At 29.7% G+C, this 24,357-nt stretch carries 29 protein-coding genes; 13 read left to right on the top strand and 16 right to left on the bottom strand.

Features of this window, described 5'->3' with window-relative positions; all coding sequences use genetic code 4:
* From rplF to rplQ, 13 genes are all read left to right on the top strand, one after another.
* Complete coding sequence (rplF, locus tag UDIV_RS00165; RefSeq protein WP_038101528.1) at positions 1 to 549, top strand: 50S ribosomal protein L6; 549 nt, start codon at positions 1 to 3, stop codon at positions 547 to 549.
* An 18-nt stretch (positions 550 to 567) separates the two neighbouring features.
* Positions 568 to 933, top strand: coding sequence for a 50S ribosomal protein L18 (rplR, locus tag UDIV_RS00160; RefSeq protein ID WP_038101526.1), 366 nt, complete (start codon positions 568 to 570; stop codon positions 931 to 933).
* 16 nt (positions 934 to 949) lie between these two features.
* Positions 950 to 1,561, top strand: coding sequence for a 30S ribosomal protein S5 (gene rpsE / locus UDIV_RS00155; protein ID WP_038101519.1), 612 nt, complete (start codon positions 950 to 952; stop codon positions 1,559 to 1,561).
* 13 nt (positions 1,562 to 1,574) lie between these two features.
* Entirely contained in the window at positions 1,575 to 2,021 is a 447-nt protein-coding gene (gene rplO, locus UDIV_RS00150; protein ID WP_038101518.1) for a 50S ribosomal protein L15, read from the top strand.
* 62 nt (positions 2,022 to 2,083) lie between these two features.
* Entirely contained in the window at positions 2,084 to 3,508 is a 1,425-nt protein-coding gene (gene secY / locus UDIV_RS00145; protein WP_038101513.1) for a preprotein translocase subunit SecY, read from the top strand.
* A 9-nt stretch (positions 3,509 to 3,517) separates the two neighbouring features.
* On the top strand, positions 3,518 to 4,150 hold the full coding sequence (locus tag UDIV_RS00140) for an adenylate kinase family protein (RefSeq protein ID WP_038101508.1): 633 nt from the start codon (positions 3,518 to 3,520) through the stop codon (positions 4,148 to 4,150).
* Positions 4,151 to 4,163: 13 nt separating this feature from the next.
* Positions 4,164 to 4,910 (top strand): type I methionyl aminopeptidase, encoded by a 747-nt coding sequence (gene map, locus UDIV_RS00135; RefSeq protein WP_038101506.1) that lies wholly within the window; start codon positions 4,164 to 4,166, stop codon positions 4,908 to 4,910.
* 21 nt (positions 4,911 to 4,931) lie between these two features.
* Entirely contained in the window at positions 4,932 to 5,168 is a 237-nt protein-coding gene (infA, locus tag UDIV_RS00130) for a translation initiation factor IF-1 (protein ID WP_038101504.1), read from the top strand.
* A gap of 17 nt (positions 5,169 to 5,185) precedes the next feature.
* The gene (gene rpmJ / locus UDIV_RS00125) at positions 5,186 to 5,299 is read left to right on the top strand and encodes a 50S ribosomal protein L36 (protein WP_038101501.1); all 114 of its coding nucleotides are present in this window, start codon (positions 5,186 to 5,188) and stop codon (positions 5,297 to 5,299) included.
* 19 nt (positions 5,300 to 5,318) lie between these two features.
* On the top strand, positions 5,319 to 5,717 hold the full coding sequence (rpsM, locus tag UDIV_RS00120; protein ID WP_038101499.1) for a 30S ribosomal protein S13: 399 nt from the start codon (positions 5,319 to 5,321) through the stop codon (positions 5,715 to 5,717).
* A gap of 24 nt (positions 5,718 to 5,741) precedes the next feature.
* A complete protein-coding gene (gene rpsK / locus UDIV_RS00115; protein WP_038101498.1) occupies positions 5,742 to 6,107 on the top strand; it encodes a 30S ribosomal protein S11 in 366 nt (121 codons plus the stop codon).
* Between the two features lie 49 nt (positions 6,108 to 6,156).
* Entirely contained in the window at positions 6,157 to 7,140 is a 984-nt protein-coding gene (rpoA, locus tag UDIV_RS00110) for a DNA-directed RNA polymerase subunit alpha (RefSeq protein WP_038101497.1), read from the top strand.
* 23 nt (positions 7,141 to 7,163) lie between these two features.
* Positions 7,164 to 7,523 carry a 50S ribosomal protein L17 gene (rplQ, locus tag UDIV_RS00105; RefSeq protein ID WP_038101496.1) on the top strand — a complete coding sequence of 120 codons (360 nt, stop codon included), beginning with the start codon at positions 7,164 to 7,166 and terminating at the stop codon, positions 7,521 to 7,523.
* A gap of 73 nt (positions 7,524 to 7,596) precedes the next feature.
* Here rplQ and UDIV_RS00100 read toward each other — a convergent pair whose 3' ends face one another.
* From UDIV_RS00100 to rpsF, 16 genes are all read right to left on the bottom strand, one after another.
* Positions 7,597 to 8,670 (bottom strand): DNA-methyltransferase, encoded by a 1,074-nt coding sequence (locus UDIV_RS00100; RefSeq protein WP_038101495.1) that lies wholly within the window; start codon positions 8,668 to 8,670, stop codon positions 7,597 to 7,599.
* 87 nt (positions 8,671 to 8,757) lie between these two features.
* A complete protein-coding gene (locus tag UDIV_RS00095; RefSeq protein ID WP_038101494.1) occupies positions 8,758 to 9,009 on the bottom strand; it encodes a hypothetical protein in 252 nt (83 codons plus the stop codon).
* Between the two features lie 193 nt (positions 9,010 to 9,202).
* Positions 9,203 to 11,512, bottom strand: a complete 2,310-nt coding sequence (locus UDIV_RS00090) for an MIP family Ig-specific serine endopeptidase (protein ID WP_038101493.1) — start codon at positions 11,510 to 11,512, stop codon at positions 9,203 to 9,205.
* A 13-nt stretch (positions 11,513 to 11,525) separates the two neighbouring features.
* Positions 11,526 to 13,235 (bottom strand): Vmc-like lipoprotein signal peptide domain-containing protein, encoded by a 1,710-nt coding sequence (locus tag UDIV_RS00085; protein WP_038101492.1) that lies wholly within the window; start codon positions 13,233 to 13,235, stop codon positions 11,526 to 11,528.
* A 284-nt stretch (positions 13,236 to 13,519) separates the two neighbouring features.
* Positions 13,520 to 14,101 carry a hypothetical protein gene (locus UDIV_RS00080; RefSeq protein ID WP_038101491.1) on the bottom strand — a complete coding sequence of 194 codons (582 nt, stop codon included), beginning with the start codon at positions 14,099 to 14,101 and terminating at the stop codon, positions 13,520 to 13,522.
* A gap of 74 nt (positions 14,102 to 14,175) precedes the next feature.
* Positions 14,176 to 15,609 carry an Asp-tRNA(Asn)/Glu-tRNA(Gln) amidotransferase subunit GatB gene (gene gatB, locus UDIV_RS00075; RefSeq protein WP_038101486.1) on the bottom strand — a complete coding sequence of 478 codons (1,434 nt, stop codon included), beginning with the start codon at positions 15,607 to 15,609 and terminating at the stop codon, positions 14,176 to 14,178.
* Positions 15,602 to 17,035 (bottom strand): amidase family protein, encoded by a 1,434-nt coding sequence (locus tag UDIV_RS00070; RefSeq protein ID WP_038101484.1) that lies wholly within the window; start codon positions 17,033 to 17,035, stop codon positions 15,602 to 15,604. The genes gatB and UDIV_RS00070 overlap by 8 nt, the downstream gene beginning before the upstream one ends.
* Complete coding sequence (locus UDIV_RS00065) at positions 17,025 to 17,315, bottom strand: hypothetical protein (RefSeq protein WP_038101481.1); 291 nt, start codon at positions 17,313 to 17,315, stop codon at positions 17,025 to 17,027. Before UDIV_RS00065 ends, UDIV_RS00070 begins: the two co-directional genes overlap by 11 nt.
* Positions 17,316 to 17,328: 13 nt before the next feature.
* On the bottom strand, positions 17,329 to 18,354 hold the full coding sequence (locus UDIV_RS00060) for a membrane protein (RefSeq protein ID WP_038101572.1): 1,026 nt from the start codon (positions 18,352 to 18,354) through the stop codon (positions 17,329 to 17,331).
* A 30-nt stretch (positions 18,355 to 18,384) separates the two neighbouring features.
* The gene (locus UDIV_RS00055; protein ID WP_038101478.1) at positions 18,385 to 19,029 is read right to left on the bottom strand and encodes a uracil-DNA glycosylase; all 645 of its coding nucleotides are present in this window, start codon (positions 19,027 to 19,029) and stop codon (positions 18,385 to 18,387) included.
* Positions 19,008 to 20,732, bottom strand: coding sequence for a hypothetical protein (locus UDIV_RS00050; RefSeq protein WP_038101467.1), 1,725 nt, complete (start codon positions 20,730 to 20,732; stop codon positions 19,008 to 19,010). Before UDIV_RS00050 ends, UDIV_RS00055 begins: the two co-directional genes overlap by 22 nt.
* A gap of 23 nt (positions 20,733 to 20,755) precedes the next feature.
* The gene (locus UDIV_RS00045; RefSeq protein WP_197021664.1) at positions 20,756 to 22,285 is read right to left on the bottom strand and encodes a replicative DNA helicase; all 1,530 of its coding nucleotides are present in this window, start codon (positions 22,283 to 22,285) and stop codon (positions 20,756 to 20,758) included.
* 37 nt (positions 22,286 to 22,322) lie between these two features.
* Entirely contained in the window at positions 22,323 to 22,760 is a 438-nt protein-coding gene (gene rplI / locus UDIV_RS00040; protein ID WP_038101463.1) for a 50S ribosomal protein L9, read from the bottom strand.
* Between the two features lie 82 nt (positions 22,761 to 22,842).
* On the bottom strand, positions 22,843 to 23,079 hold the full coding sequence (gene rpsR / locus UDIV_RS00035) for a 30S ribosomal protein S18 (protein ID WP_038101460.1): 237 nt from the start codon (positions 23,077 to 23,079) through the stop codon (positions 22,843 to 22,845).
* 20 nt (positions 23,080 to 23,099) lie between these two features.
* Positions 23,100 to 23,588 (bottom strand): single-stranded DNA-binding protein, encoded by a 489-nt coding sequence (locus UDIV_RS00030; protein WP_038101457.1) that lies wholly within the window; start codon positions 23,586 to 23,588, stop codon positions 23,100 to 23,102.
* Between the two features lie 33 nt (positions 23,589 to 23,621).
* The gene (gene rpsF, locus UDIV_RS00025) at positions 23,622 to 24,065 is read right to left on the bottom strand and encodes a 30S ribosomal protein S6 (protein WP_051749343.1); all 444 of its coding nucleotides are present in this window, start codon (positions 24,063 to 24,065) and stop codon (positions 23,622 to 23,624) included.
* Positions 24,066 to 24,357 lie beyond the last annotated feature (292 nt).

The raw sequence follows: 24,357 nt of genomic DNA, 5'->3' as shown, positions 1-24,357 counted from the left end.
ATGTCTCGTATTGGAAATCGTGTTTTAACTATCCCAGCTGATGTTAAAGTTACTGTTAATAGTGATAATGTTGTAGTAGCCGGAAAAAGCGATCAATTATCAGTTGCATATCCACCTGCTTTAATCCAAGTTAAAGTAGAAAATAACAAAGTAACTGTTGTTCGTGTTAATGATGAAAAACAAACAAAAATGTTCCATGGAACTGTTAATGCAAACATTGCGAACGCAATCTATGGTGTAACAGTTGGTTGAAAGAAAGAATTAGATATTAAAGGGGTAGGTTTTAGAGCAAAAGTTGAAGGCAACAAATTAAATGTTGGTCTTGGTTTCTCTCACCCAGTTATTTTAGATATCCCAGCTAAATTAACAGTTAGCACACCATCTCAAACTGAAATTAGTATTGTTGGTGCAGATAAAGCAGAAGTTGGTGCATTTGCAGCTACAATCCGTTCATACCGTTTACCTGAACCATACAAAGGAAAAGGTGTGATGTACAAGGGTGAACGTATCATCCGTAAAGCTGGTAAGACAGCTGATAAGAAGAAATAGAAAGGCACTAATTAGTTTATGAAAAGAATTAACTTTAGTCGTAATAAACAACGTTTGATTCGTGCAAAACGATTACGTATCCGTATCCGTAAATTACAATTAGTTGCTGATCGTTCAGTATTAGTTGTAACTAAAACAAATGCACATATTTGAGCTCAACTAATTGATTACAACACAAACAGAACACTTGCATCATCTTCATCTGTTCAACTAAAGCTTAAGAATGGAAACAAAGAAAATGCTAAGTTAGTAGGTGCTGATATTGCTAAGAAAGCTTTAGCACTTAATATCAAACAAGTAATCTTTAATAAATCAGGTTCTAAATTCCATGGTCGCATTAAAGAGTTAGCTGATGCAGCTCGTGAAAACGGGCTAGAATTCTAATAAAGGAGCAGTTATTATGGAAAACAATAATGTTGAACAAAAAGTAGTTGAAACAGCTTTAGCTGCTAAAACTACAACTAATGAAAAAACAAAAGCTGCACCAAAAAAAGAGTCAGCAAAAAAAGTAAGCTTTAAAAAAGAATCAACACCAACAAGTAGTTTTGAAGAACGTGTAGTTAAAATTAAACGTATTTCAAAAACAACTAAGGGTGGACGTATGATGCGTTTTAGTGCATTAGTTGTAATTGGTGATAAAAAAGGAACTGTAGGGTTTGGAATGGGTAAATCAAACGAAGTTCCAGATGCAATCCGTAAAGCAATCAAGAACGCAAACAACAATCTAATTAAGATTAAACAAACTAAAAAAGGTTCAATTTACCACGATGTTAATGGACGTCATGGAGCAGCTAAAGTAATGTTATTACCAGCTCCTGAAGGTACAGGAATTATTGCTGGTGGACCTGTGCGTGCGGTTGTTGAGTTAGCTGGATTTAGTGATATCTATACTAAATCACGTGGTTCAAACTCACCAATGAACGTAATCCGTGCAACAATTGATGGTTTATTACAACAATTTACTCCACAAGAAATTGCTCGTTTACGTGATAAAGAATTAAAAGATTTATAATGGAGCTTTGGTCATGCAACTACATAATTTAGAATATAAAAAAGGTTCTCGTAATCACAAAGCAAAACGTGTGGGGCGTGGACATGGTTCTGGGTTAGGTAAAACTTCAGGACGTGGACAAGATGGTCAAAAAGCACGTAAATCAGGACAAGTGCGATTAGCTTTTGAAGGGGGTCAAACTCCACTTTATCGTCGTACTCCAAAAGTAGGATTTAACAACGATAACTTTGCAAACAAATACAACGTTGTTACTCTTGCTCAAATAGCACAATTAAGTGAAAAAGAAATTACACTTGAAGTTTTAGCCGCAAACCGTTTACTTAAAAACAAACAATGAGATGTTAAAATCATTGGTAATACACAAGTAAGTGCAAAAGTTGTTTATGCACACAAATTCTCTAAGGGTGCATTAGACGCTTTAGCTGCTTCTAAAACGAAAGTAGAAACTATAACAAAATAATTAATATTGTTATAAAATGTATCTTATCACGATGTTAGTTATGCTATAAAGGGGATCAATAAATGAATACACAACCGAAGAAAAAAAACCATTTTCGATCGTTGTTTTTGATCTTTAAAAATAAGAAGGTTTTAATTTCTATCATTGTTACACTTAGTATTTTAATCTTATTTCGAATTGGTTCAGTTATCCCTTTACCTTACATTAAATTAAATGGTAATTTTAATTCACAAGGTTCTTTCTTCTCAATTATTAACTTACTTGGGGGTGGGGGTTTATCCCAATTTTCAATTTTTGCCATTGGGATTGGACCATTTATTACTGCACAAATTATTATGCAGCTATTATCAACAGAACTTATTCCCCCACTTGCTCGCTTGCAAAAATCAGGTGAGCGGGGACGAAAAAAGATTGAGGTTATTACAAGAATTATTACCCTTCCCCTTGCAATTATGCAAGCGGTTGTTATTATTAACTTACTAACACGAAACAATGGATTTGTATCAATTGCTCAAAATGCTCCATTCCAAGCTGGATCAGCACTATTTTATTGCTTATACATTTTTGTAATGGTAGCAGGTACTTATATCGCCTTATTTTTAGCAGATTTAATCTCTAAAAAAGGTGTTGGTAATGGTGTAACTTTACTAATTTTAACTGGGATTGTAGCATCATTATTTAATCAGTTTAGTGGTATCTTAAGAAACTTAGGAGCGATTAGTAATGAACGAACTAGTCAAATTATTGGTTTCTTATTATATATAATGTTTTATTTGATGATCTTAATTGGTGTTGTTTTCATTAATAATTCAACTCGTAAAATTCCTGTGCAACAAACAGGACAAGCGTTGATTTTAGATTACAACAAATTACCTTATTTACCAATTAAGATTATGACAGCAGGAGTGATGCCAGTCATCTTCGCTTCAACCATCCTTGCTATTCCTGCTCAAGTTTCTGAGTTTTTAGATCATAGTTCACATGGTTATTTCATAATCCAGAATTATTTCATCATTGATTCTTGAACTGGTTTAGGAATTTATGTCATTCTAATTCTTTTATTTACATTCTTCTTTTCATATGTTCAACTTAACCCACCAAAAATGGCTGAGGATATTAAAAAAGCAGGAAGATTTATTCCTGGAATTAAAGTTGGACTTGAAACTGAAAAACACATAACTAAAATTATTCACCGAATGAATTGAATTGGTGCTCCAATTCTAGCCTTCTTAGCAGCCCTTCCACACCTTGTGGCGTTAACTGCAAAAACAATTAATAATAATGTACCTGTGATTCAATCAGCTCAAATTTTTGGTGGAACATCATTAATCATTATGGTAACAGCCACACTTGAATTATGAAATGCAATTAAATCAGCAAGTACAACAACATCATATTCATACCAACGTAAAGAGCTTGAAACAGCAATTAGTTTAAAGAGTATGAATGAAAATGATGCTCAAAATAAAAAATCACAAATTTGGTAGGAATAAATTATGAAAATTCTATTAATTGGACCCCCAGGTAGTGGGAAAGGAACAATTAGCGAACTATTAATTAAAAACGATCAGTTTATGCATGTGTCAACAGGAAATTTATTCCGTGCCATCTTAAAAGAAAATTCAACATTAGCTGAAGAGATTAAGGATTTAATGCAAAAAGGTGAATTAATCCCTGATCACATCACTAATAAGGTAGCAGCGAATGCTATCCAAAAATTAATCGATAATAATCAAGATTTTATTTTGGATGGTTATCCGCGAACATTAAATCAAGTAGATTACTTAAGTAATTATTGCCCACTTGATTATGTGTTTTATTTAGATATTAACCATGATCAATTAATGAAACGTTTAGTTGGGCGTTTAACTTGTAGTGATTGTAATGTTGTTTATAACATTTATTTCAAACCTCCACAAACAGCTAATTTGTGTGATTATTGTAATCAAACACTTACTAAACGAAGTGATGATAATGAAGTCTGTGTACAAAACCGTTTAGCTGAATATGAGAAATTAACATTACCATTAGTAAAGTATTATAAAGAAAAGAAAAAATTAATTACTATTGATGTTGATTGCAAAGTTGAAGAAGCTTATGCAAAAATCAAACAACAATTATTAAAATAGAAAGTTAACTAGCATGATTATTATCAAAAGCCAAGATGATATTAATAAAATCAGAACCGCTGCAAACATTTGAAAAAAAGTAAGAGAAACTCTTATTAAAGCTACTAAACCAGGTGTTAGTTTAAAAGCACTTGATCAGTTAGCTAAAGAAACAATAGAAGCAAATGGTGCAGAGTGTGCATTCTATAATTACTTAGGCTTTGCTGGTAATATTTGTATTTCAGTGAATGAGTGCATCATTCATGGAGTCCCAACCGATTATGTACTTAAACATAATGATAAGGTCACATTTGACGTCGGTGTAAAGTATGCAGATCATTATTGTGATGCAGCTTTCACTATGATCTTAGGCGAAAATGTGCAAGCACATGCCATCTCTAAAGTTTGTTATGATGCAATGATGGTGGCAATTAATTTAATTAAACCAGGCACTAGCACCCATACAATTTCAAAAACAATCCAAAGACATGTTCAACAAAATGGCTATCATGTAATTCGTGATTTTGTTGGTCATGGTTGTGGTAATCAAATTCATGAAGATCCAATGATTCCTAACTATCGATCTTTATTGATACCAAATGCAATCTTACAAGAGAACATGGTTATTTGTATTGAACCAATGATCTTAACTGGATCAAATGAATACTTTATTGATCCTAATGATCAATGATCTGTTATTGCTAAAAACCGATTAATGACATGTCATTGAGAACATATGGTGCTTGTAACAAAAGATGGGTTTGAAATTTTAACCGAATAATTTCTTATAATGGAGAATAACATGAGTGATAATGACAAACTAAAAATGTCTGGAAAAATCGTTGAAGTTTTACAAGGGGGCAACTTCAAAGTTCAACTTGAAAACGATATTGTAATCACTGGTCACGTATCAGGTAAAATGCGTATGCACAAGATAAACATTTTACCAGGTGATACTGTTGATGTTGAGTTAAGTCCTTATGATTTAACACGTGGCCGTATAATTTTTCGACACCGTGATGTAATTAAAAGAACATAACGAAAGGATAAGTTTTAATGAAAGTTAGAGCTTCAGTAAAAGCGATCTGCAAAGATTGCAAAATTATTAAAAGAAAAAATGTTGTGCGTGTAATTTGTGCAAATCCAAAACACAAACAACGTCAAGGATAAAACGAAAGGATAGTAGAATATGGCACGTATTTTGGGAGTAGATATTCCTAATGATAAACGAGTAGTGATTTCATTAACATATATTTATGGAATCGGAAAATCAACTGCAAAAGCAATTTTAAAACTAGCTAACATTGATGAAAACATCCGTGTTAAGGATTTAGCTGAACAACAAATTGCTGACATCCGTCGTGTTGCTCTTGAATATGTAACGATTAATGGTGATAAGTTACAACTAGAAGGGGATTTACGTCGTACAGTAGCAATGAACATTAAACGATTAATGGAAATTGCATCTTATCGTGGAATCCGTCACCGTCGTGGTTTACCAGTGCGTGGGCAAAGAACTAAAACTAATGCTCGTACACGTAAAGGACCAAGAAAAACGGTTGCTAATAAGAAGATTGAATCTAGATAATAGCTTGAAAGGAAAATACAACAGATGGCTAAAAAGAAAAAACTTAGTTTCACGAATGGTGTTGCATACATTCATGCAACAAAAAACAATTCAATCATCACACTTGCTGATGAACAAGGAAATGTCCTTTCATGAGCTTCTTCAGGTTCAATTGGCTACAAGGGTTCAAAGAAGAAAACACCTTATTCAGCTGGTGTAGCAGCTGAAGCTGCTGCTAAAGCTTGTATTGAAATGGGTTTAAGAAGTGTTGAAGTTCGTATTAATGGAACAGGTGCAAGCCGGGACACTGCAATCCGTAGTTTACAAGCAGCAGGTCTTGAAGTAAGTAAGATTCGTGATGTGACACCAATTCCACACAACGGATGTAGACCACCTAAAAAACCACGTTAATGACTGATTTCAATAACATGTTTAAATACACGCAAGGAGAAGCGAATTAATGCAAAAATTTTTAAAGTACAATATTGATGTACCTACGATCACTGAAACAAGTACAAACCGTACTCAAATTAAAATCCACCCATTAGAAACAGGATTTGGTGATACGTTAGGGAACGCATTACGTCGAATTTGCTTATCTTCAATTCCTGGAGCATCAATGTTTGCAGTTAAATTCGGTGGTAAATCACACGAGTTCCAAGGCATTCAAGGAGTAAAGGAAGATTTAACGCACATCATTTTAAATTTAAAAGGATTAGCGATTAAGATTAATACTGATATTTTCAATGAAGAATACTTTGAAAATTTAATTATTGATAAGTGACCAAAATTAACAATTCGTTTTGATGGTCCTGGAATTATTACAGCAGCTGATATTGTATGTCCAGTTGGGTTTGAAATTGTTAACCCAGACTTATTTATTGCTGAAGTAACTGAAAAAGTTGATCTTGAAATCGAAATTTATGCAAAGACTGGTCGGGGACGTGTTGACTTTATTGCTAATAAAGATTTAGTACCAACACTAAACATGATTCCAACAGATTCAAACTATTCACCAGTCATTCACTTTGCTTACAATGTTGAAACAATTAAGGATTCTAAGAACTCAGTATCTGAAATCTTAACAATTGATATTGCTACAAATGGAACAATATCTGGATCTGATGCAATTGCAATTGCAGCAAGAATCTTACAAGAACACGTTCAACCAATTGTTAATATTAATGAACGAATTAAAGAATTAATTGTAACAAGAGAACGTGAAGAAGAAGAGAAACGAGTTAACGCTTCAATCCAAATTGATGATTTAGATTTAACTGTTCGTGCATATAATGCTTTAAAACAATCAGGAATTAATTCAACTGCTGAGTTAATTGAAATGACAAAATCACAACTAGAAAAAATTAAAAATCTAGGGCGAAAATCAGTTACTGAAATTATTCGTAAGCTAGCTGAACGTGGGCTAGACCTTAAAAAAGATTAATAGATAAGAATAAGGAGATAGCTATGAGTTACATTAACAAACCAGGTAAAACGCGTGCATGACGTAAAATGGTAAGCCGTCAACAAGTTAGTGATGTAATTAGTTATGGTTCAATTGTAACAACAAAAACCAAAGCTAAAGAAACACAACGTCATGTTGATCACATCATTACGCTTGCGAAGAAAAACACTTTAGCATCAAGACGTGCAGCTGCAGCAATCTTAATGAATACAAAAGATTTAAGTGCTGACCAACTTTTACAAAAACTATTTAACGATCTTGGTCCTAAGTACGCTAATCGAAACGGTGGTTATACTCGTGTTATTAAACTTGGTACAAGACCAGGGGACAACACTGAAGAAGCTGTTTTACAATTAGTATAATTCTAAATTAATAAAAACAAACTCATAGCCTTAGATGGTTATGAGTTTTTTGTTTACTTAAGATTTAAATTGATTAGTTATTATTTACATATTGATATCTTAAATCATTAATACTAACAAGATGATTATCTCTTAAAACATAAAAGTAATCTCATCCGTTATGATTAATTTGGTTTAGAAAGAATGCACTCATTTTATGGATTGATAAGGGTTCATTATCTTCAAATACAACCTTACCATTAGCTAGTAGTTTACATTGAAACATTTGATCTTTTGAATAAAGTGTTTCGTTGACAAATAAATAATTTGCAGCTATTAGTTGTTCAATACTTATTCTTGGTGGTTTAGTTTCTAGTTTTAAAGAGTTGTAATCATTAATAGTTGGAATAATTGCATTGATCCGATCAAATGCTGCTTGAACATAACTTGGGTCTTTTTCAATTCCAATTCAATTTCGGTTATTATATTTAGCTGCAGCTGCAGTTGTTCCTGTTCCAAGGAATGGATCTAAAACAATATCATTTGGTTTTGAAGCTGCAATAACGATTTTTTCTAGAAGTTCATAAGGTTTTTGAGTTGAATGAAGTTTTTTGTTATTAACATCTTTTAATCGTTCATTACCTGAACAAATAGCTATATCTCAAACTGAACGTTCTTGTTTGTTATTATTTAATGCTTTTAATGTTTTGTAGTTAAAAGTAAACTTAGCATTCTTATTTTTAACTACTCAAAGAATCGTTTCATGAGCATTACATAATCTTGTTCCAGCAAAATTAGGAACTGGATTCTTTTTGTTTCAAATAATGTCATTAATAAATCAAAAACCTAGGTTTTGGAGATGATATCCGATTCGGTAGATGTTTTGAAATGATCCAATAACAAATAATGAACCATCCTTTTTAAGAACTCTTTTACACTCTTTTAATCAACTAAGAGAGAATTGGTCATAAGCTTCATAATCATCAAACTTATCTCATTCATCATCAATCCCATCAAAAACAGAACCATCAAATCTTAATAAAGTTCCTGTTGTTTGCATAAAATATGGTGGATCTGCAAAAATTAGATCAATGCTATCATCATCTAACTCTTTAAGTTTTTCAGTAGCATCTCCTAGCATAATAGTATTTAAATACTTCTGTGTCATTACTAAAACCTATTTTATATCTATTGTTAAATTATATAAATTTAACTAGCTTAAAAAATAAAAAGTTAGCTTTTAGATTTATTGATTTTAAGGAAGTGAATCTCAATGGAACAGTTTTTTGTTTTCTGTTGTTTTAAAATCGAATTTAAGACTGTATTCGCTTAAATCTTCAACTTTATCTATATCTAATAAGAATATGGCATTGTTTTCAGAAAGACTAGTTGGCACATCTACTGGACGTTTCATAACTCCTTCATCTGCATCAAATAAAGGTCTTATACCATATTCTAATTCAATGTTTATTGTCTTTGTTTTAGAATCAATATTGATAAAATTCAATAACTTGAAGGAAGTCTTTAAATAAAAAAACTAATAAATCGTTTTTATCAAAAAAGATTATACACGACAAAATTTATCCACTTAATAATTAAATATATTCATTAAGTTTAAGTTTTGTTTAACTATCAAGAATCAAAAAACAACCCTCCATAAAGTATTTTTAGAAAGTTGTTTTAAGATTAATAACTAACTCTTAAACTCCAGATTTAAAGATTGCTGTTTTATTAAATCCTTTAAACTCAGAATTTTCTTGTTCACTAAGTCATTTTAAGTTTTCACGATAAGATTTAAATTGTTTAGGGAATTTATCTTTATCTGAACCATCAATTAGATTGTGTGCTGGTCCTTTTTCATTATCATCATGTACTTGAACTAAGAAAGTAAACCCACCCCTTTTGCTTACATCCTTTTCATTATCAACTCTAGTAATAGTTGAATAAATACCAATCGGTAAACCATATTCATTAACTACTAATGAACCAGAAGCACCAAAGAAGATACTACTATAATCTACAAAGGCATTAAAACCAAATCCTGAAGCTGTTGTATTAGCATCTAAAATATGTTCAATTTGTTGTCCTTTAAAGAAACTAGATCTACTAAAAACATCGTTTGGGATATTAGAATTCTTTGGATAATTTCTTCATAACATTTGTTTTCCATTCATTCCTGGAAAACCAGCAATATAAGCTCTTTGAGTATTTAAAGATGTTTTATCATCAATTTTATATTTGTCCTTATTTAGTTTTTCAGATTCTGGTTTGTTTTGATCTTCTCAAATTGATGGGTAATCTAGACTTAGATAAGGAACTGAACCTTGATCATGGTTAGGGTGCTTGTTATCTGAGAATTTCTTAATATCTTCATCTACAGATTTTGTAGCGTTATTAATATGTTCTAATAATAATTTGTATTTATCGTTAATTTTTGCTTTTTGCTCAAGTTCTTTGTATTTAACTTTTAAACCAAAAACTGCAAAATCTTTAGCTATGTATTTTCTTTCAGCATGATTATTAAGTTTATCAATTAACTTATCATTATTTTCTTGATCAAAAATATTTAAGGCTACAAAAACTGTTCTTGGGTTTTCAAATACTTTACTATCATCAAATGTGATTTGTTTAGATCCTTTATCTAAACTAAATGTAGCACTATCCTTAGTGTTGATGAAATATTTAAGATCATTTGTAGTACCATAACTAGTACCTGATTCGATAGCATTAAGATCTGCATCCTTTTTAGGAATCGCTAATACAAAACTATCAATTTTCGCTTGTTTTTGATTATCTTGTGTAAAGTATTCAGGGAATTTATTTCTATGTTTCTCATCATCTTTAATTGCATTGAAAGCTCGCTTGTATACATGGGCATTTGTTGCAATATAAAGCATTAATTCATCAGAGTTTTCTTTACCATCTTTTCAGGCATAATCTAATAATCATCCAGTTCCTGTTGGCTCAAAAGGAATTACTGATTGATTAATTCCACCATTATCCTCTTTAGCATAATCAACACTATTAAAACCAATAGCAAAAGATCTATTCTTTATCTTTTTATATGCTTCATCTTCTTTTATTTTTAAATTTTCAAGCACTTTAGAAGCTGGTCGGTTTAATCTATCTGCTTGTTCTCTTTGTTTTTTAAATTGTTCAAGTAAAGCATTAAGATCAGGCTGAACATTAGGATCAAAACCAGGATTTGAATTATTTAATTTAGGAACAGAATTGTTTGGATCAGGGACAGGACTTGTTTGACTATTAGAATTTAAGTTATTAGTTGATGATTCATTATTGTTTTGATTATCCGTTTTATCATTAGAACCCTTCTTATCATCAAAGTTCATTTGTTTATTAGGTGTTGGTGTTTCTGTTGGTGATCCACTATCCTTTTGATCGCTAGGGTTTGGTTGTTCATTTTGTTTTGTTTGATCATTTGAACTTTGTTTATCATCAGGTTCTATTTGTTTATTTGAACTTTGCTCTTTGTTATTAGATGGAGTTTTTACAACCAGCACATTTTCTAAATAAGAATTAGATACAATAGGAGTAGTCTTTCTTAGATCTTCATAAATATTAACTGCAGATACATAATAGCTTTTATTATGTTCTAAACCACTAAATACAACTGTAGTATCACCTTTAGTATCACTCGCTACTTTAGTTGATTTAATAGATGATGCATTAGAACTAGAACTATTTGGTTTTAATTCAACTTCAACAACTTTTCGTGCATATTCAGAACCTACATTTAATAATAAATTATGTTTTTGATCAACATAATTTAAAACACTTGAATGTAAAGTTACATTGAACTTATTTTTGTTTGATGGGTTATTATTTCTTGTTGTATTAGTTACTAAACCTTTGTTAGTTTTTGTTTGGTTATCTACTTTTTTGTCATCAACTTTTTGTTCATTTGTACAAGATGCTGCAACTGCTATTATCCCTGTTGTAGCTAGAACACTAATACCACTTAATAAAAATATTCTTTTGTTTTTGGTCATTGCTATTTCCTTATTAGTTTAAAGTTTTGATAAGGATTAAGTTATCGTTTGGATCGATTAAGGTATTCTCAGCACCATAGTCAAATCTATATGTTTTAGATTTTTCTGAGCTTTCTTCATTATCGTAGATACCAAGAACTTTAACAATAATTTGAGAATATGTTTTTTTGGTTTGTTCACTTATCTCAAATCCAGGTATCATTACTTTTCCATTAGAGATTAATAAATTTTTACTAATATCGTCATAAGGTGTGCTATATTGTTCTCTATCTCTTTCAAGACCGAGCAAGACAACCTTTAAATACTTTCCGTTAATTGTAGTATCGGTTTCTTTACTTTTAACACTTAGTTCTAATTTATTATCACTTTCTGCCAAAGTAATAATTGCAGCTTTTTTGTTTTTCTCAGTATCAGGAATTTGCTTTTTACCTTGTGGTTTTTTGACGGTAATAGTTTTACTTTTATCACTTTCAGTAAGGACGATATTAACCATACTCTTATCATCAGGTCTATTACCATTATTCTTAAAAATGAATGCTGATTCTAATTTATATCGTCCCGATTCTACAATCGGTTTAAAAACAAAATTAAAAGCATTATTTTCATCTATATTTTGGATGATTGCATGGGCTTTATCTTTTCCGTTTTCATTTTTTAAGACAACAACTATATTTTTATCTTTCAGTTCATCTTTATAATCTTGCTTATGAAACACCAATGATAATACACCATCGTTTGACCCAGGATATAGATCTATTTGTGGTTGATTATCTTTGAATCTTAATAAAGGTTTACTCTTATCTATATTTTCTTCAGCAGAAGAATCATTGTTACCACTACCATTTTGGTTTGGATGCGGATCTGTCTCTTTAGGTTTTAGATCTTGCCCGCCCATTCCGTTTTGTTGTTGTTGTTGTTGTTGTTGTTTTGTTGGCGGTTGATTTTGTCCCTCTGATTGTTTTTGATCTTCTTTAGGATCTTTATCTTTTTTGTTGTTTATATCTGTTGGTGGGTCTAGTTTTGTTTTAGGAGTTTGTTCCGCTTTTGGTTTAGAACCCATAGAATCGCTTTCTAAACCATTTTGTTTAGATTTATCATCTCCAGTTTTTGATTCATCTTTTTTAGGAGCTGGCTCTGTAGGAGCAACATCTTCCATCTTTTCAGATTCTTTTGGTTTGTTTTGGACTTCTGGTTGCTTTGGATTTGATATAGAACCTGAACTATTGCTATTGTCGGGTTTATTTTGATCATCCATTTTGTTGGGTGTATCTGATTTTTGTTTGCCATCACCATCCATTTGTCTTGAACTATCATCCTTATCTTCTTTTTTAGTTTCTGGCATTTTAGGAGTTTGATCTTTTTGATCTTTTTGATCTTTATCTACTTTATTCTTACCGGTTTCATCTTTATCTTTTTGATTATTAGTAGGATCACTTGGTTTTGTAGTCTTGTCTACACTATCCTTTTTAGTGTCAGAAGGATTCTTTTTAGGTTGACTAGATAAAGGATTATTTGGCTTTGGTTTTGAAGGTGTAGAAACTTTATTATCTGATGGTTTAGATAATGAGTTTTGTGGATTGCTCTTTTTTGTATCATTTGGCTTTGATGGCTTAGTTGGACTACTATTTTTAGGAGTACAAGCAACAGCAACTGCACTTATACTAGCTGCTGATAAAAGTACTAAACCACTAATTAATCATTTAAGTTTTGATTTATATTTCATAAGCCATTTACACCCTTCTTTAGCTTATTAATTTTATATTATTTTTTTAAAATTGCTTAGCTTTAAATACAACTCTTTTGATAGAAAATATAACTTACTAAAACTTCTTTAATTAAAAACAGACATAATCAGTGGTAGCACCATTATATCTGTTTATATTTTTAATAACTTAATTAGATTATTTTTGTATTACTTATTCTAAGGTAGCGAGTCTTAGCTAATTGTTGATTTTTTAGACAATTTATTTTTTTAAATCAGCTATAAGTTAAAACTAACCTTATAAGTTATTGTTTGTTTTCTTGATCTTTAGTAGGTAATAATTTTTGGTTTAGTTTTCTCTTTTTGTAATATTTAGCAATGATTAATATTACAACAACACTTACTCCTAATACCACAGAACCTACGATTAAACTAATTCTTTGATGTAGAGCTATTTTTGTTTGTTCATCAACATAGATTTGATTAAGATTAATTTCATTAGTTTTAAGATGATCAGCAAAATGTAATTGTTGATCTTTTAAAGTGATTTTAGTAATAACAAGATCATTTAATTTATTAGCTTCATCAATGATTAAACGAATTGTTGAATCAGTAACCTTAAGAAAAGGAAATAATTTAGTTTCTGATACTTTAGCATTAATGTTAGTAAATGTTAAACTAATTGTTTTAATATCTAATAAAGATAAATCAGCCAAACCTAAAGTAAGTTCTAAAACATAAAAATTAGAAGCATTTTTATAGACTTTAAAATTATTAATTAAATTACTAATTTTATTAGATGCAACTAATACAGATGGAGTAATAATAAGAGTAGATCCTATTAATGTTTTTGTGATCAATTTAATTAATTGTTGTTTTTTAATCATATACTTATTTATCTTAAACCTTTAGATATTATTATAAATAAAAAAGCCGCACATTTTTGTGCGGACTTATATTTTTATCTTTTAGCTAATATTTCTTTAAGGATAGTGAATGAAATTGCAGGGTTAGCTTGAGCTTTGGTTTTTTTCATTAATTCACCCATAATGAATTTTTCAACACGATCTGGACGTTCATCATATTGAGCCATCATAGCATCATTATTAGCTATGATTTCGTTTAATAATTTAGTTAATTCATTTTTATCAGTGATTTGTTCAAAACCAAGTTCTTTGATTAATACTTCTGGATCTTTGTTTGTTGAATAAATTTGTTCAAGAATTGTTTTTGTTTGTTTACCATTGATTAAGGTTTGATTAAATAGTTGAATCATTTTTGCAATTTTAACTAATGTATCTTCACTTATTTGATCAATAGTTTTATTTTGTTTATTAATTAAACCTAAGAATTCTAAACAAACTCATTTATAAACATTAACACTTGATTTTGCTATTTGGTTAACAAAATCAAAAGCTTTATATAATGATCAATCAGCTAATAGTTGTTCAATAGCAACACTATTCATCCCATCAGCTAATAATTCAGATCGAACTTGATCAATACTACTTTTTTTAGTAGCTAATAAATCAGCTACAAATTGATCAGATAAAGATATTGGAGCAATGTTTGGTTCACTGATGTATCGATAATTAACCGCATCATTTTTTGAACGCATGAAAACTGTTGAGTTTGTTTGATCATCATATCTTCTTGTTTGTTGTTCTACTAATTGATTAGTTAAGATCAAATTAGTTTGTCGTTTTATTTCATAATTAATGGCTTTAGCAACATTACTAATTGAGTTGATGTTTTTGATTTCAACTTTAGTTCCAAACTTACTATCACCATATAAGCGAACTGAAATATTAACATCTGCACGCATTGATCCATCTTCTAATTTAGCATCTGAAATATCATTAAATAATAATATTTTTCTTAATTCTTCTAAATAAGCAACAGCTTCATCTGCACTTCTTAAATCAGCTTCAGTTACGATTTCAATTAATGGTCAACCAGCTCGGTTGTAATCTAGTAAGATTTTGTTTTCAATTCCAGTTTGTTTAGCTGTATCTTCTTCAAGATGGATTCGATTGATTCTGATCTTTTTAGTTTGATCATTACATTTAATATTGATATAACCATCATATCCAATTGGATACTGTTGTTGGGTAATTTGAAACCCTTTTGGTAAATCTAAATAGTAGTAATGTTTTCGATCAAAAGCAATGTAATGATGGTTTGTTTTCATATTTAAAGCATTAGCTAAAAATAAACCTTTATAAACAGCTTGTTTATTAACAGTTGGTAAAGCTCCAGGGTGTGCTAAATCAACTTCATTAATGTTTAGATTAATTGCAGCTTTATGATCTGCACTTGTGTTTGAAAACATTTTTGTTTTAGTGTTTAATGCTGTATGGACTTCAATTCCAATGATGACTTCAAAATTATTCATTACTATTTTCCTTTAAAGCTTGTTCAATTAAATAAGCAGCATTTAACACTTCTTGATCATTAAATACTTTAGAAAATAAATTTAAGCCAACATGACCTGATTCGTTTTTAATAAATGGAATTGAAATTGATGGAAGTCCACTGAAGTTAGCAATTTGTAATACATCTGTAATTTCATTAGTTGTTGGTTGTTGAGTTCTTACAGCTTCAATAGTTTCAGCAACATCATTTGTTGTTAAATGAATAAAGATAGTGTTTTGATCATTTAAATGTTGATTGATTGCTTCTACAATTAGATTACGCATCTTTTTAGCATTCATAAAGATTGGTTCAATTGTGTTTGATTGAGTCACAAAAGCCCCCATATATAAACGCTTTTTGATTTCACTATTAAAGAATTGATTACGAGTGTTATAAAGTAAATCTTCATAATTTTTATAATCAACTAACTGATGTCCAAAAGTAATATTGGTTAAGTTAGATAAAGAAGATAGTCCTTCAGCATAAGCAATTACTTTATAAATTGATGGAATTGCTTGAATCAATTTAAAATCATATTCTACAAAACTAACTTGATGATTATTAGCTTTAAGCTCAGCTATTAGTTGATCAAAAGCAAGTTTATATTCTGGTTTAAATAAAGCATAAATATCTTTAATGATTTTAAAGTGATATTTTTGGTTTGAATTTAGTTGATCATAAAAATTAGTATTAATGTCTACACTTGTACTATCTTTATAATCTCTTTGAACTATAGCATCTAAAACAATAGCTACATCAGCTACATCATTTGCTAAGATTCCAACATGATCAAGTGAAGGACTAAATGGCATTACTCCATATCTTGAAACAATTCCATAAGTTGGTTTATAACCACAAATACCTAATAAAGAAGCAGGTCGACGAATTGAATCCCCAGTATCAGTTGCAATTGCATAAGGTACTACTCCTTGTTGTACTAATAGTGCAGAACCAGATGAAGAACCACCAACAACTCTGTTAGGATAATCAACATTAATAACAGGACCAAAAGCTGAAGCTAATCCAGTTCCACCAAATCCAAATTCATCACAATTTGTCTTGTTAATCAAGATTGCTTTATTTTGATCTAATAAAGTTTTAATGTGTGCATCATATGGGGGAGTATATTTACTTAATAATTTAGAGCCACCAGTTGTAATAATATCTTTTGTAATAATATTATCTTTTAGTGAATAAGGAATACCAGCTAAAAATTGGTTAGGTTCTATAGTACTTTTATCAAATTCTTTAGCAAGTTCTAAAGCTTGTTTGTAATTTGTAGCTAAAGTTGCATTAGCTTCTTTTAGTGCAATATCTTTGTTGATTGCTTCATTTACTAATTGTTCAACAGTTATTTCTTTATTAATTAGTTGGTTATGTAAAGTTCGAATTGTTTTATTTTTCATTTTTTAGAACTCCATAATTTTGTTGAACTTCAATGTGACAATCTAATACTTCTTTATGATTTAGATTAGCATTTTGATCAATTTCATCATCTCTTAAGTAGTTATCAAATGATTGATGAATATTAAGTAAAGGTTTAGTGTTAGTTAGATCAAAATGATCAAAGCATTTAAGATCATTAACTAATTGTTCTATTGCTTTAATAATGTTAGCTTCTTCTTGTTCATTAATATCAAACATTGATGTTTGTTTTAAATCAGCTATATTGATTTCATATTTCATATTATCTTAATCCTTAATCAACATGAATTGGTACATTTTTATCTTCGACAATATCATCTTCATACTCATATCGAATCAATGGTACAACAATCTTAAAGATTGGATAAATAATCATTAAATTTAATATAACCATGAATGGGAATAAAGCTGCTCTAATTGATAACCATTGAGTATATTTTAGTGATGATAGTTCAGCATCAAATGATGGCATCATCAATAAGTTAACAACAGCTTCAGTTAATAAGATTGTAACAAGCACAGGAGTAAAGACAACAAACCAATTACCCTTCTGTTGTTTTTTACTATATTTCTTTATTAATCATTTAACTAATAAACATAACCAAACAACAATGATTGATACAACAAAGAAACCAGAAATTAAAGCTATCATTGTAGTAGCTGGAAGTCTTAGATCAAATCCAAAGACTTGAATTGAGAATCCATTATCTTTAATTCCTGGCGCAAAATATAAGAATAAAACAATAATAACACCAATAAATAAGGTAGCTAGTGAACTATAAATAGCAAACGGAATATCGCGTTTTTTAGATGTAGTTAGAATGATTCGAATCAATCCACCAATTAGACCATATGCCATTGCAGCAATTAAATACCCATGGTGGAAGACACCTGCAGTTAAAGCAACAGCTAATAAATCTGTCATTGCTCCAATAAAAATACCTAAGATTGGACCAAATAATAATCCACCAATTTTAATTAAAATTCCTTCAAGCGTAACCCGGGTTCCTGGTCAGGCTCTAAAAATAACAGATGCAGTATTAGCTGATAAAACAGTTAATAAGATAATAACAGCAACTGAGATCGAGATCACCATTCCAATATTGGAGATCCCTTTAATTGATGGTCTTGGAATAATATAAAATCGTTTTTGATAACGAATTGAATAATATATTTTTTTAATAACTGTAAAAATAATAAAAGTAATTAAAAAAGCTAAAAATATTAAAATGATTTGTCAACTCTTAAACCCCTCAACTTCAACTGTTGTATTATGAAGTTTACTTTGTATATTCATTAAGAATTCACCTCATTTCATAGTTTGTATATTTTATCATTTTATTGGATCTCTATTATTTTTAATCAAATATTGATTAGCTTGACTAAAATGCTTGTTTTGTATAAATCCTAAGTGAGCACTTAAAGGGCTTGGATGTGGACACATTAATATTAAGTTTTGAGCAGTATTAATGTATTTTAAATATGATTGAGCTTGTTTTCCTCATAACATATAAACCACATTTTTAACTTTACTTAATGCTTTAAAAATATCAACCATCATCTCTTCATAACCAAAAGCTTTATGTGAGTTTGGTTGGTTCATATTCACTGTTAAAACAGTGTTTAATAATAAAACACCTTGTTTAGCTCAAGGTTCTAAATCCCCATCTACTTTTTTAATATTAAGATCATATTCAAGAGCTTTAAAAATATTAATTAATGATGGAGGTAAGGGTTTGTAGTTATTATCTACACTAAAACACAAACCATTAGCTGTATCTTTAGTATGATAAGGATCTTGTCCTAAGATCACAACCTTAGTATCTTCTATATCAAAATATTTAAAACAACGAAAACGTTGTTCTATTTTTGGATAAATAATATGATCTTGACTTGCTTTTTTAAGATTGTTTAAGATCTTTGTTGCATAAGGTTGTTTTAGACAATGATTAATTATGAAGTCTTTTCATTTCATGAATCAGATACATTTTGATTTGATGCTACAACTTTATTTAAATCAACAACATATTTAGTTAAATTAGCTGCTGCAGCTGTATTATTAGCATCAGTACCTATAGTTGCTTTAGGATTAGCTAAAGCTGCAAAAGCTAAGTTAGCATATTGTTGTTTTTCATCAACTTTTTTAGAAACAACAGATTTTTTGATTGCTTCAACAAATTTACGTGAAGAGATAAAGTGATCACGAACAATTGGTTGATTATCAACTATGAATGCATATGGATAAACACCATTAATACCATTATTGTGTTCATAATAAAGATGATCTAAGATATCTTTATCTTCTGTGTATTTTCTATTTTCTAATTCAAATAAAGCTTTTGTATCAGCTTTTAATTCTTTACCTAAAACATTAAAAGCTTGAATCTTATTAATACCACCAGTGAAGTATTCATAGTGAACTACTGCACCATCTTTTTGTTGTTGAGTAAGTTCTTTATTATTGTTATTAGCTTTGATTAATGCTTCGTTTTTTGAAGTTAATTCTTGATTAGTTCGATCAACTCTTAAAGTAGCTGGAGCAAAGTTAAATACCATATCATTGATTGGTAAAGCATAAACAAGGTTTTTAACTCCATCTTTATAAACTTTTTTATCATCAACTGATAAAGCAGCATTAACTAAACTAAGTGGATTTTTAAGTGGATCAGCACTATTTTTTTCAGGAAGCATAAAACTAGCTCCATCTTTAGCTGATGTGTTTAATCAAGCATAGTGTAATTTAATATTTTTTACTCTAACAAAAACATTATGTAAACTACGATCAGCTATTTGTTGATCAGTTAATGGCTGACCAAATTGTGGTAAATCAATTGATAAATCTTTAACACCTTTAATGAATTCATATTCGAACTCAAAGTTATAAAGAGCAAGTTTAAATGTACGTCTTCCTGCTCCTACTCCTCTTACTAATCCATTTAAGAATTCTTGTTTAACTTCTGAATCTTGTTGTGAACGGAAGTTATAATCTTTTACATTAACTTCTTGAGCTAAAAACTTAGTTAATTCATCAGTCATAGTTGTAGCGTATGCATAAACACTATCACTAACTTGAGCTTTATTATAAACATCAACAGCATTTTTAATTGATGCTAATTTTTGTTCATTATATATTGTTTTATTTAATTCATATTGATTAGTTTGAGTATTTAAAGTTTCAAAGTTAATTGGTAAAGTGCTTGTTTTAGTATCTTTATCTGTACTTAGTGGATGATATGATAAACCATTGTGAATTGTTCTAAGCATTTCATTTTGAAGCACAGCAATACTAATTGGATTAATCTTTTTAGGATCAGTATCTTTTGTTCAAACAACTTCTGGTTTTTCATTAACTAAAACATAACCATTAGCATCAATTTCTTTGTTATTTTTATCAACTCGTTTATTATCTTTAACTGTTACATAAGATAGATCACCAGATCTAAAGTATTGTTGATTTAAAAGATTTTGGTTTTGGAAAGCTAATTCGTGAACAGCATTAGCTCCGTTTGGAGCTTTAATTGTTAATGCTAATTTTCCATTATCTTTAATTGTTACATAGTGTGCTTTAACAACAGGATTAGCAGCAGCTGAACAAGATGCAGCAATTAAAGGAACTATTACTAGTGCACTAGTTGCTAAGAGAGCGAACAACCTTTTTTTATTTTTATTTAATTTCATAATTACCCCTTTTAATTATTAGTTTATTTAAAGGCAAAGAAACGAGATATTTGCTTATTAAAGGTTAAAATCACATATCCTGTTGTACCACTTCTATTCTTTGCTATATCAAATTTAACATTAGGTGATTGGTCATATGTTTGTGAATTGTTATTATTTGAATTTTGTAAATTAACAACAGCAGCTCGATCGTAATGAATAAAAGCAACAATATCAGCATCTTGTTCAATTGATCCAGATTCTCTTAGATCAGATAATTTTGGTCCTGAATCATCATATTGCGAATTAAACATTCCCTTTGGAGCATTGTTTTTAATTAAACCACTAGAAGCACGATTTTCAGCTTGTCGTGATAATTGAGCTAATGCAATAATTGGTGTTTTTAAATCTTTAGCTAAACTCTTAAGTTTTTGTGAAATTTTACCAACTTCTTGAGCTCGGTTCATTGATCCTTGTTCTGTTGGTGAAATCAATTGTAAATAATCAATTACAACAAAAGCAATATCATTCTTTTTAGCTATTTCTCTTAATTTTGATTCAATATCTAAGATTGTTAATGGGTTCTTATCATCCATGTAGATCGGTCAATGATTGATCTCTTTTAATTTACTAGCAAATGCTGAGTTATTCTTTTTGTTTGTTTCATATTCTGGATGTTTTAGAAAATCAAGTTTTTCAATTTCTCTACTTGGAATATGAGTTTCAGCAGCAATCATTTTTTTAAGAATTTGTTCATTAGGCATTTCTAATGAAAAAATAACAATACACTTTGTTTTCTTGTTTTTAACATTGATTTTATTCATTTGGTTTAAAATGATTTGTTGTTCAATTTCTTCGTTTTGTTGCATGATCCGTTTGATGTTATTAACAACAACATTTAAAGCAAAAGTTGTTTTACCCATCCCAGGACGTGCAGCAATAACAACTAATTCCCCTGGGCGAAAACCATTATTAGTAAAAGCATCAATCCCTGAATATCCAGTTGGTACTAAATCTGGTGATTTGTTTTCAGTTTTAAAATCATTTAGTTTTTCTTTATATTCATCAACTACACTATTAATTGATTTCATTGATGAAGTTGATACATCAGATAAGATCTGTAATAATTGATCCCGAATGTTATCATATTCAACTAAATAATTATTTAAACCAATATTTAGATTTAATAAATTAGTGGCAAAATCTTTTAGATTTTGTTGTGTAATACCAATTTTAACAATATCTATTAGATCTTCTAAACTCTCACTATAAGAAAGTTCAATATCTAAAATAATATTTATTTCTTCTTTAATTTTTTCTAATTGATCAAGTTTATTAACTTTACTTGAATCTTCAGCACCAACTGATAAGATTGTTTCTAGATTAATACTTCGATCTGAAGTTTTTAGTTTATAAATTGCTAAAAAAATATCCTTAATAACACCGATACTACTATCAAGGTGTTTTGGGTTAATCTTATTTAAAGCAACATCAGCGTGAAGGTTATCGACCAAGATTGCTTTGATAATTTTACGCAATGCTTCAATTAGCATATTTTGATGCGTCTTTGCCATATCACTCATATTAAACCTCGATAGTACTATTGATTAATTAGGCTTTAGTAACAACAACTTTAATATTTGCAACTACTTGTTTATGTACTTGCACTTGAACAATATGTTCACCAATACCTAAAGCATGTGGTTTAGTTAACATATGTTTTGTTACAACTTTACTATCTTTATTTAGTTCTTCAATAATTTGTTTATTACTGATGTTACCAAATGTTTGTAAATTATTAACTTTTAAACTAAAGTGTAATACTTTTGATTCAAGTTCTTCTTTTAGTAAAGTAGCTTGTAGAATTGCTTCTTGTTCTTGAGCTTGTAAAGCTTCTAGGTTTTGGTTTAAGATTTGTTGAGATGTAGTTGTATAAGCAACAGCTTTCTTTTGTCTAATTAAAAAGTTTTTAGCATATCCATCTGCTACTTCAACAATTGTATTTTTAGAACCTAATCCCTTAATATCTTCTAATAAAATAACCTTCATAAAAACCACCTTTTTAATTTTAAAAATGTACAAAAAGCAGTGAAACGACTGCAAAGCACATCATCTCACTGTTCATTGTCAATTATTCTTTTACGTATGGTAGTAATGCAACAAAACGTGCACGTTTAATTGCATTAGAAACTCGACGTTGCATACGAGCGCTACAACCAGTTACACGACGTGGTGCAATTTTGTTATTATTGTTAATAAATCCTTGTAATAATTGAACATCTTTGTAATCTACATGTTCAATTCCTTTTGAAGATAGTAAACATCTTTTTTTTCTTCTAGGACGTTGTTTGTTTGGATTAAAAGCCATGATTAACTCCTTTTGTTTATTTATTCATCTAAACTATCCATTCACATTGATTGTTCATCACTTAAATCATCATTACTTGATTGATTTGATGATGAATTGTTATATGTTGTGTTTGGGTTAGTGTTTGAATATGATCCAATGTTATAATCAAAGTTATTGTTTTGTTTTACATTATCATTAACTGGATTATATTGGTCATTCTTTCTTGATCCAAGTCCTTGAACATTATTAGCAACAACTTCAGTTACATAAACGGTTTGCCCGCTTTTGTTAACATAACTTCGAGATTGTAATGCCCCTTCAACAACTAATGGATCACCTTTTTTGATGTACTGATTAATGAAATCAGCACTTTTAGCAAATGCGACACAATTAATAAAAGATGTAGGCATATTACGCGTTGGTCCATCAACTGCAATACTAAAATTACAAATTGATAACCCTTGAGTTGATGTTGATGGTCTAGGATCTTGTGATAAGCGACCAACTAAGAACACACGATTTAGCATAATATTACCCTAACATTTACTTTCTTAATTTTACTACGCTTTTTTGTTTACTTCACGTTCAGCACGAGCTGCTTCATAAGCTGCTTGACGTTCAGCAGCACGACGTGCAGCTTCTGCTTGACGAACCTTGAAGATTTCACCTTTCTTTTCGTTACGTGCAACTTTTTTAGGATTAATAGTTGCTTTGTAACCGTAATCTTTTTCAAGATTGATAATTAAGTGACGTAATACATTTTTGTTAATGTTTGCAAAACGTCTAAATTCACTAATTGCAGTGTTGTCTGTAGTTTCAAAGTTAAAAACATAACGGTATGCTTGTTTTACTTTGTTAATTTCATATGCTAATGTTTGTAAACCTTCATAGTTGTTTTCTTTAACTTCTGTTTTTAAAACAGCTTTTAGTTCATTAGCAACTTTATCTGCAGCAGATTGTTCGATATCTCCACGAACAACTAGCATAATTTCATATTTTGCCATGTTATTTCCTCTCTTATGGTTTAGTAGCTAAAATTAATTAGCAAGAGTGTTTAAATCTATAAAATAAATAAAACCTAAACGGTCTATTAATAATGTAATTAATTTAGTTTAGGTGCAAATATAAATTAAACTAATAAATTATAGCAAATTCAGCTATATCATTTTTATTTATTAGCATTATATATAAGATATAGTAAAAGATATTTATTAGGATTAGCTAAATTATCAACAAAACTTTGTTCTTATCATTATATCTAGTTTTTGGTTGTTATTTGAATATTAAATTGAGATC

The organism is Ureaplasma diversum NCTC 246 (assembly GCF_000731915.1).
In the GTDB taxonomy this organism is placed as follows: domain Bacteria; phylum Bacillota_I; class Bacilli_A; order Mycoplasmatales; family Mycoplasmoidaceae; genus Ureaplasma; species Ureaplasma diversum.
This window is presented reverse-complemented; position numbering and strand designations above follow the sequence as displayed.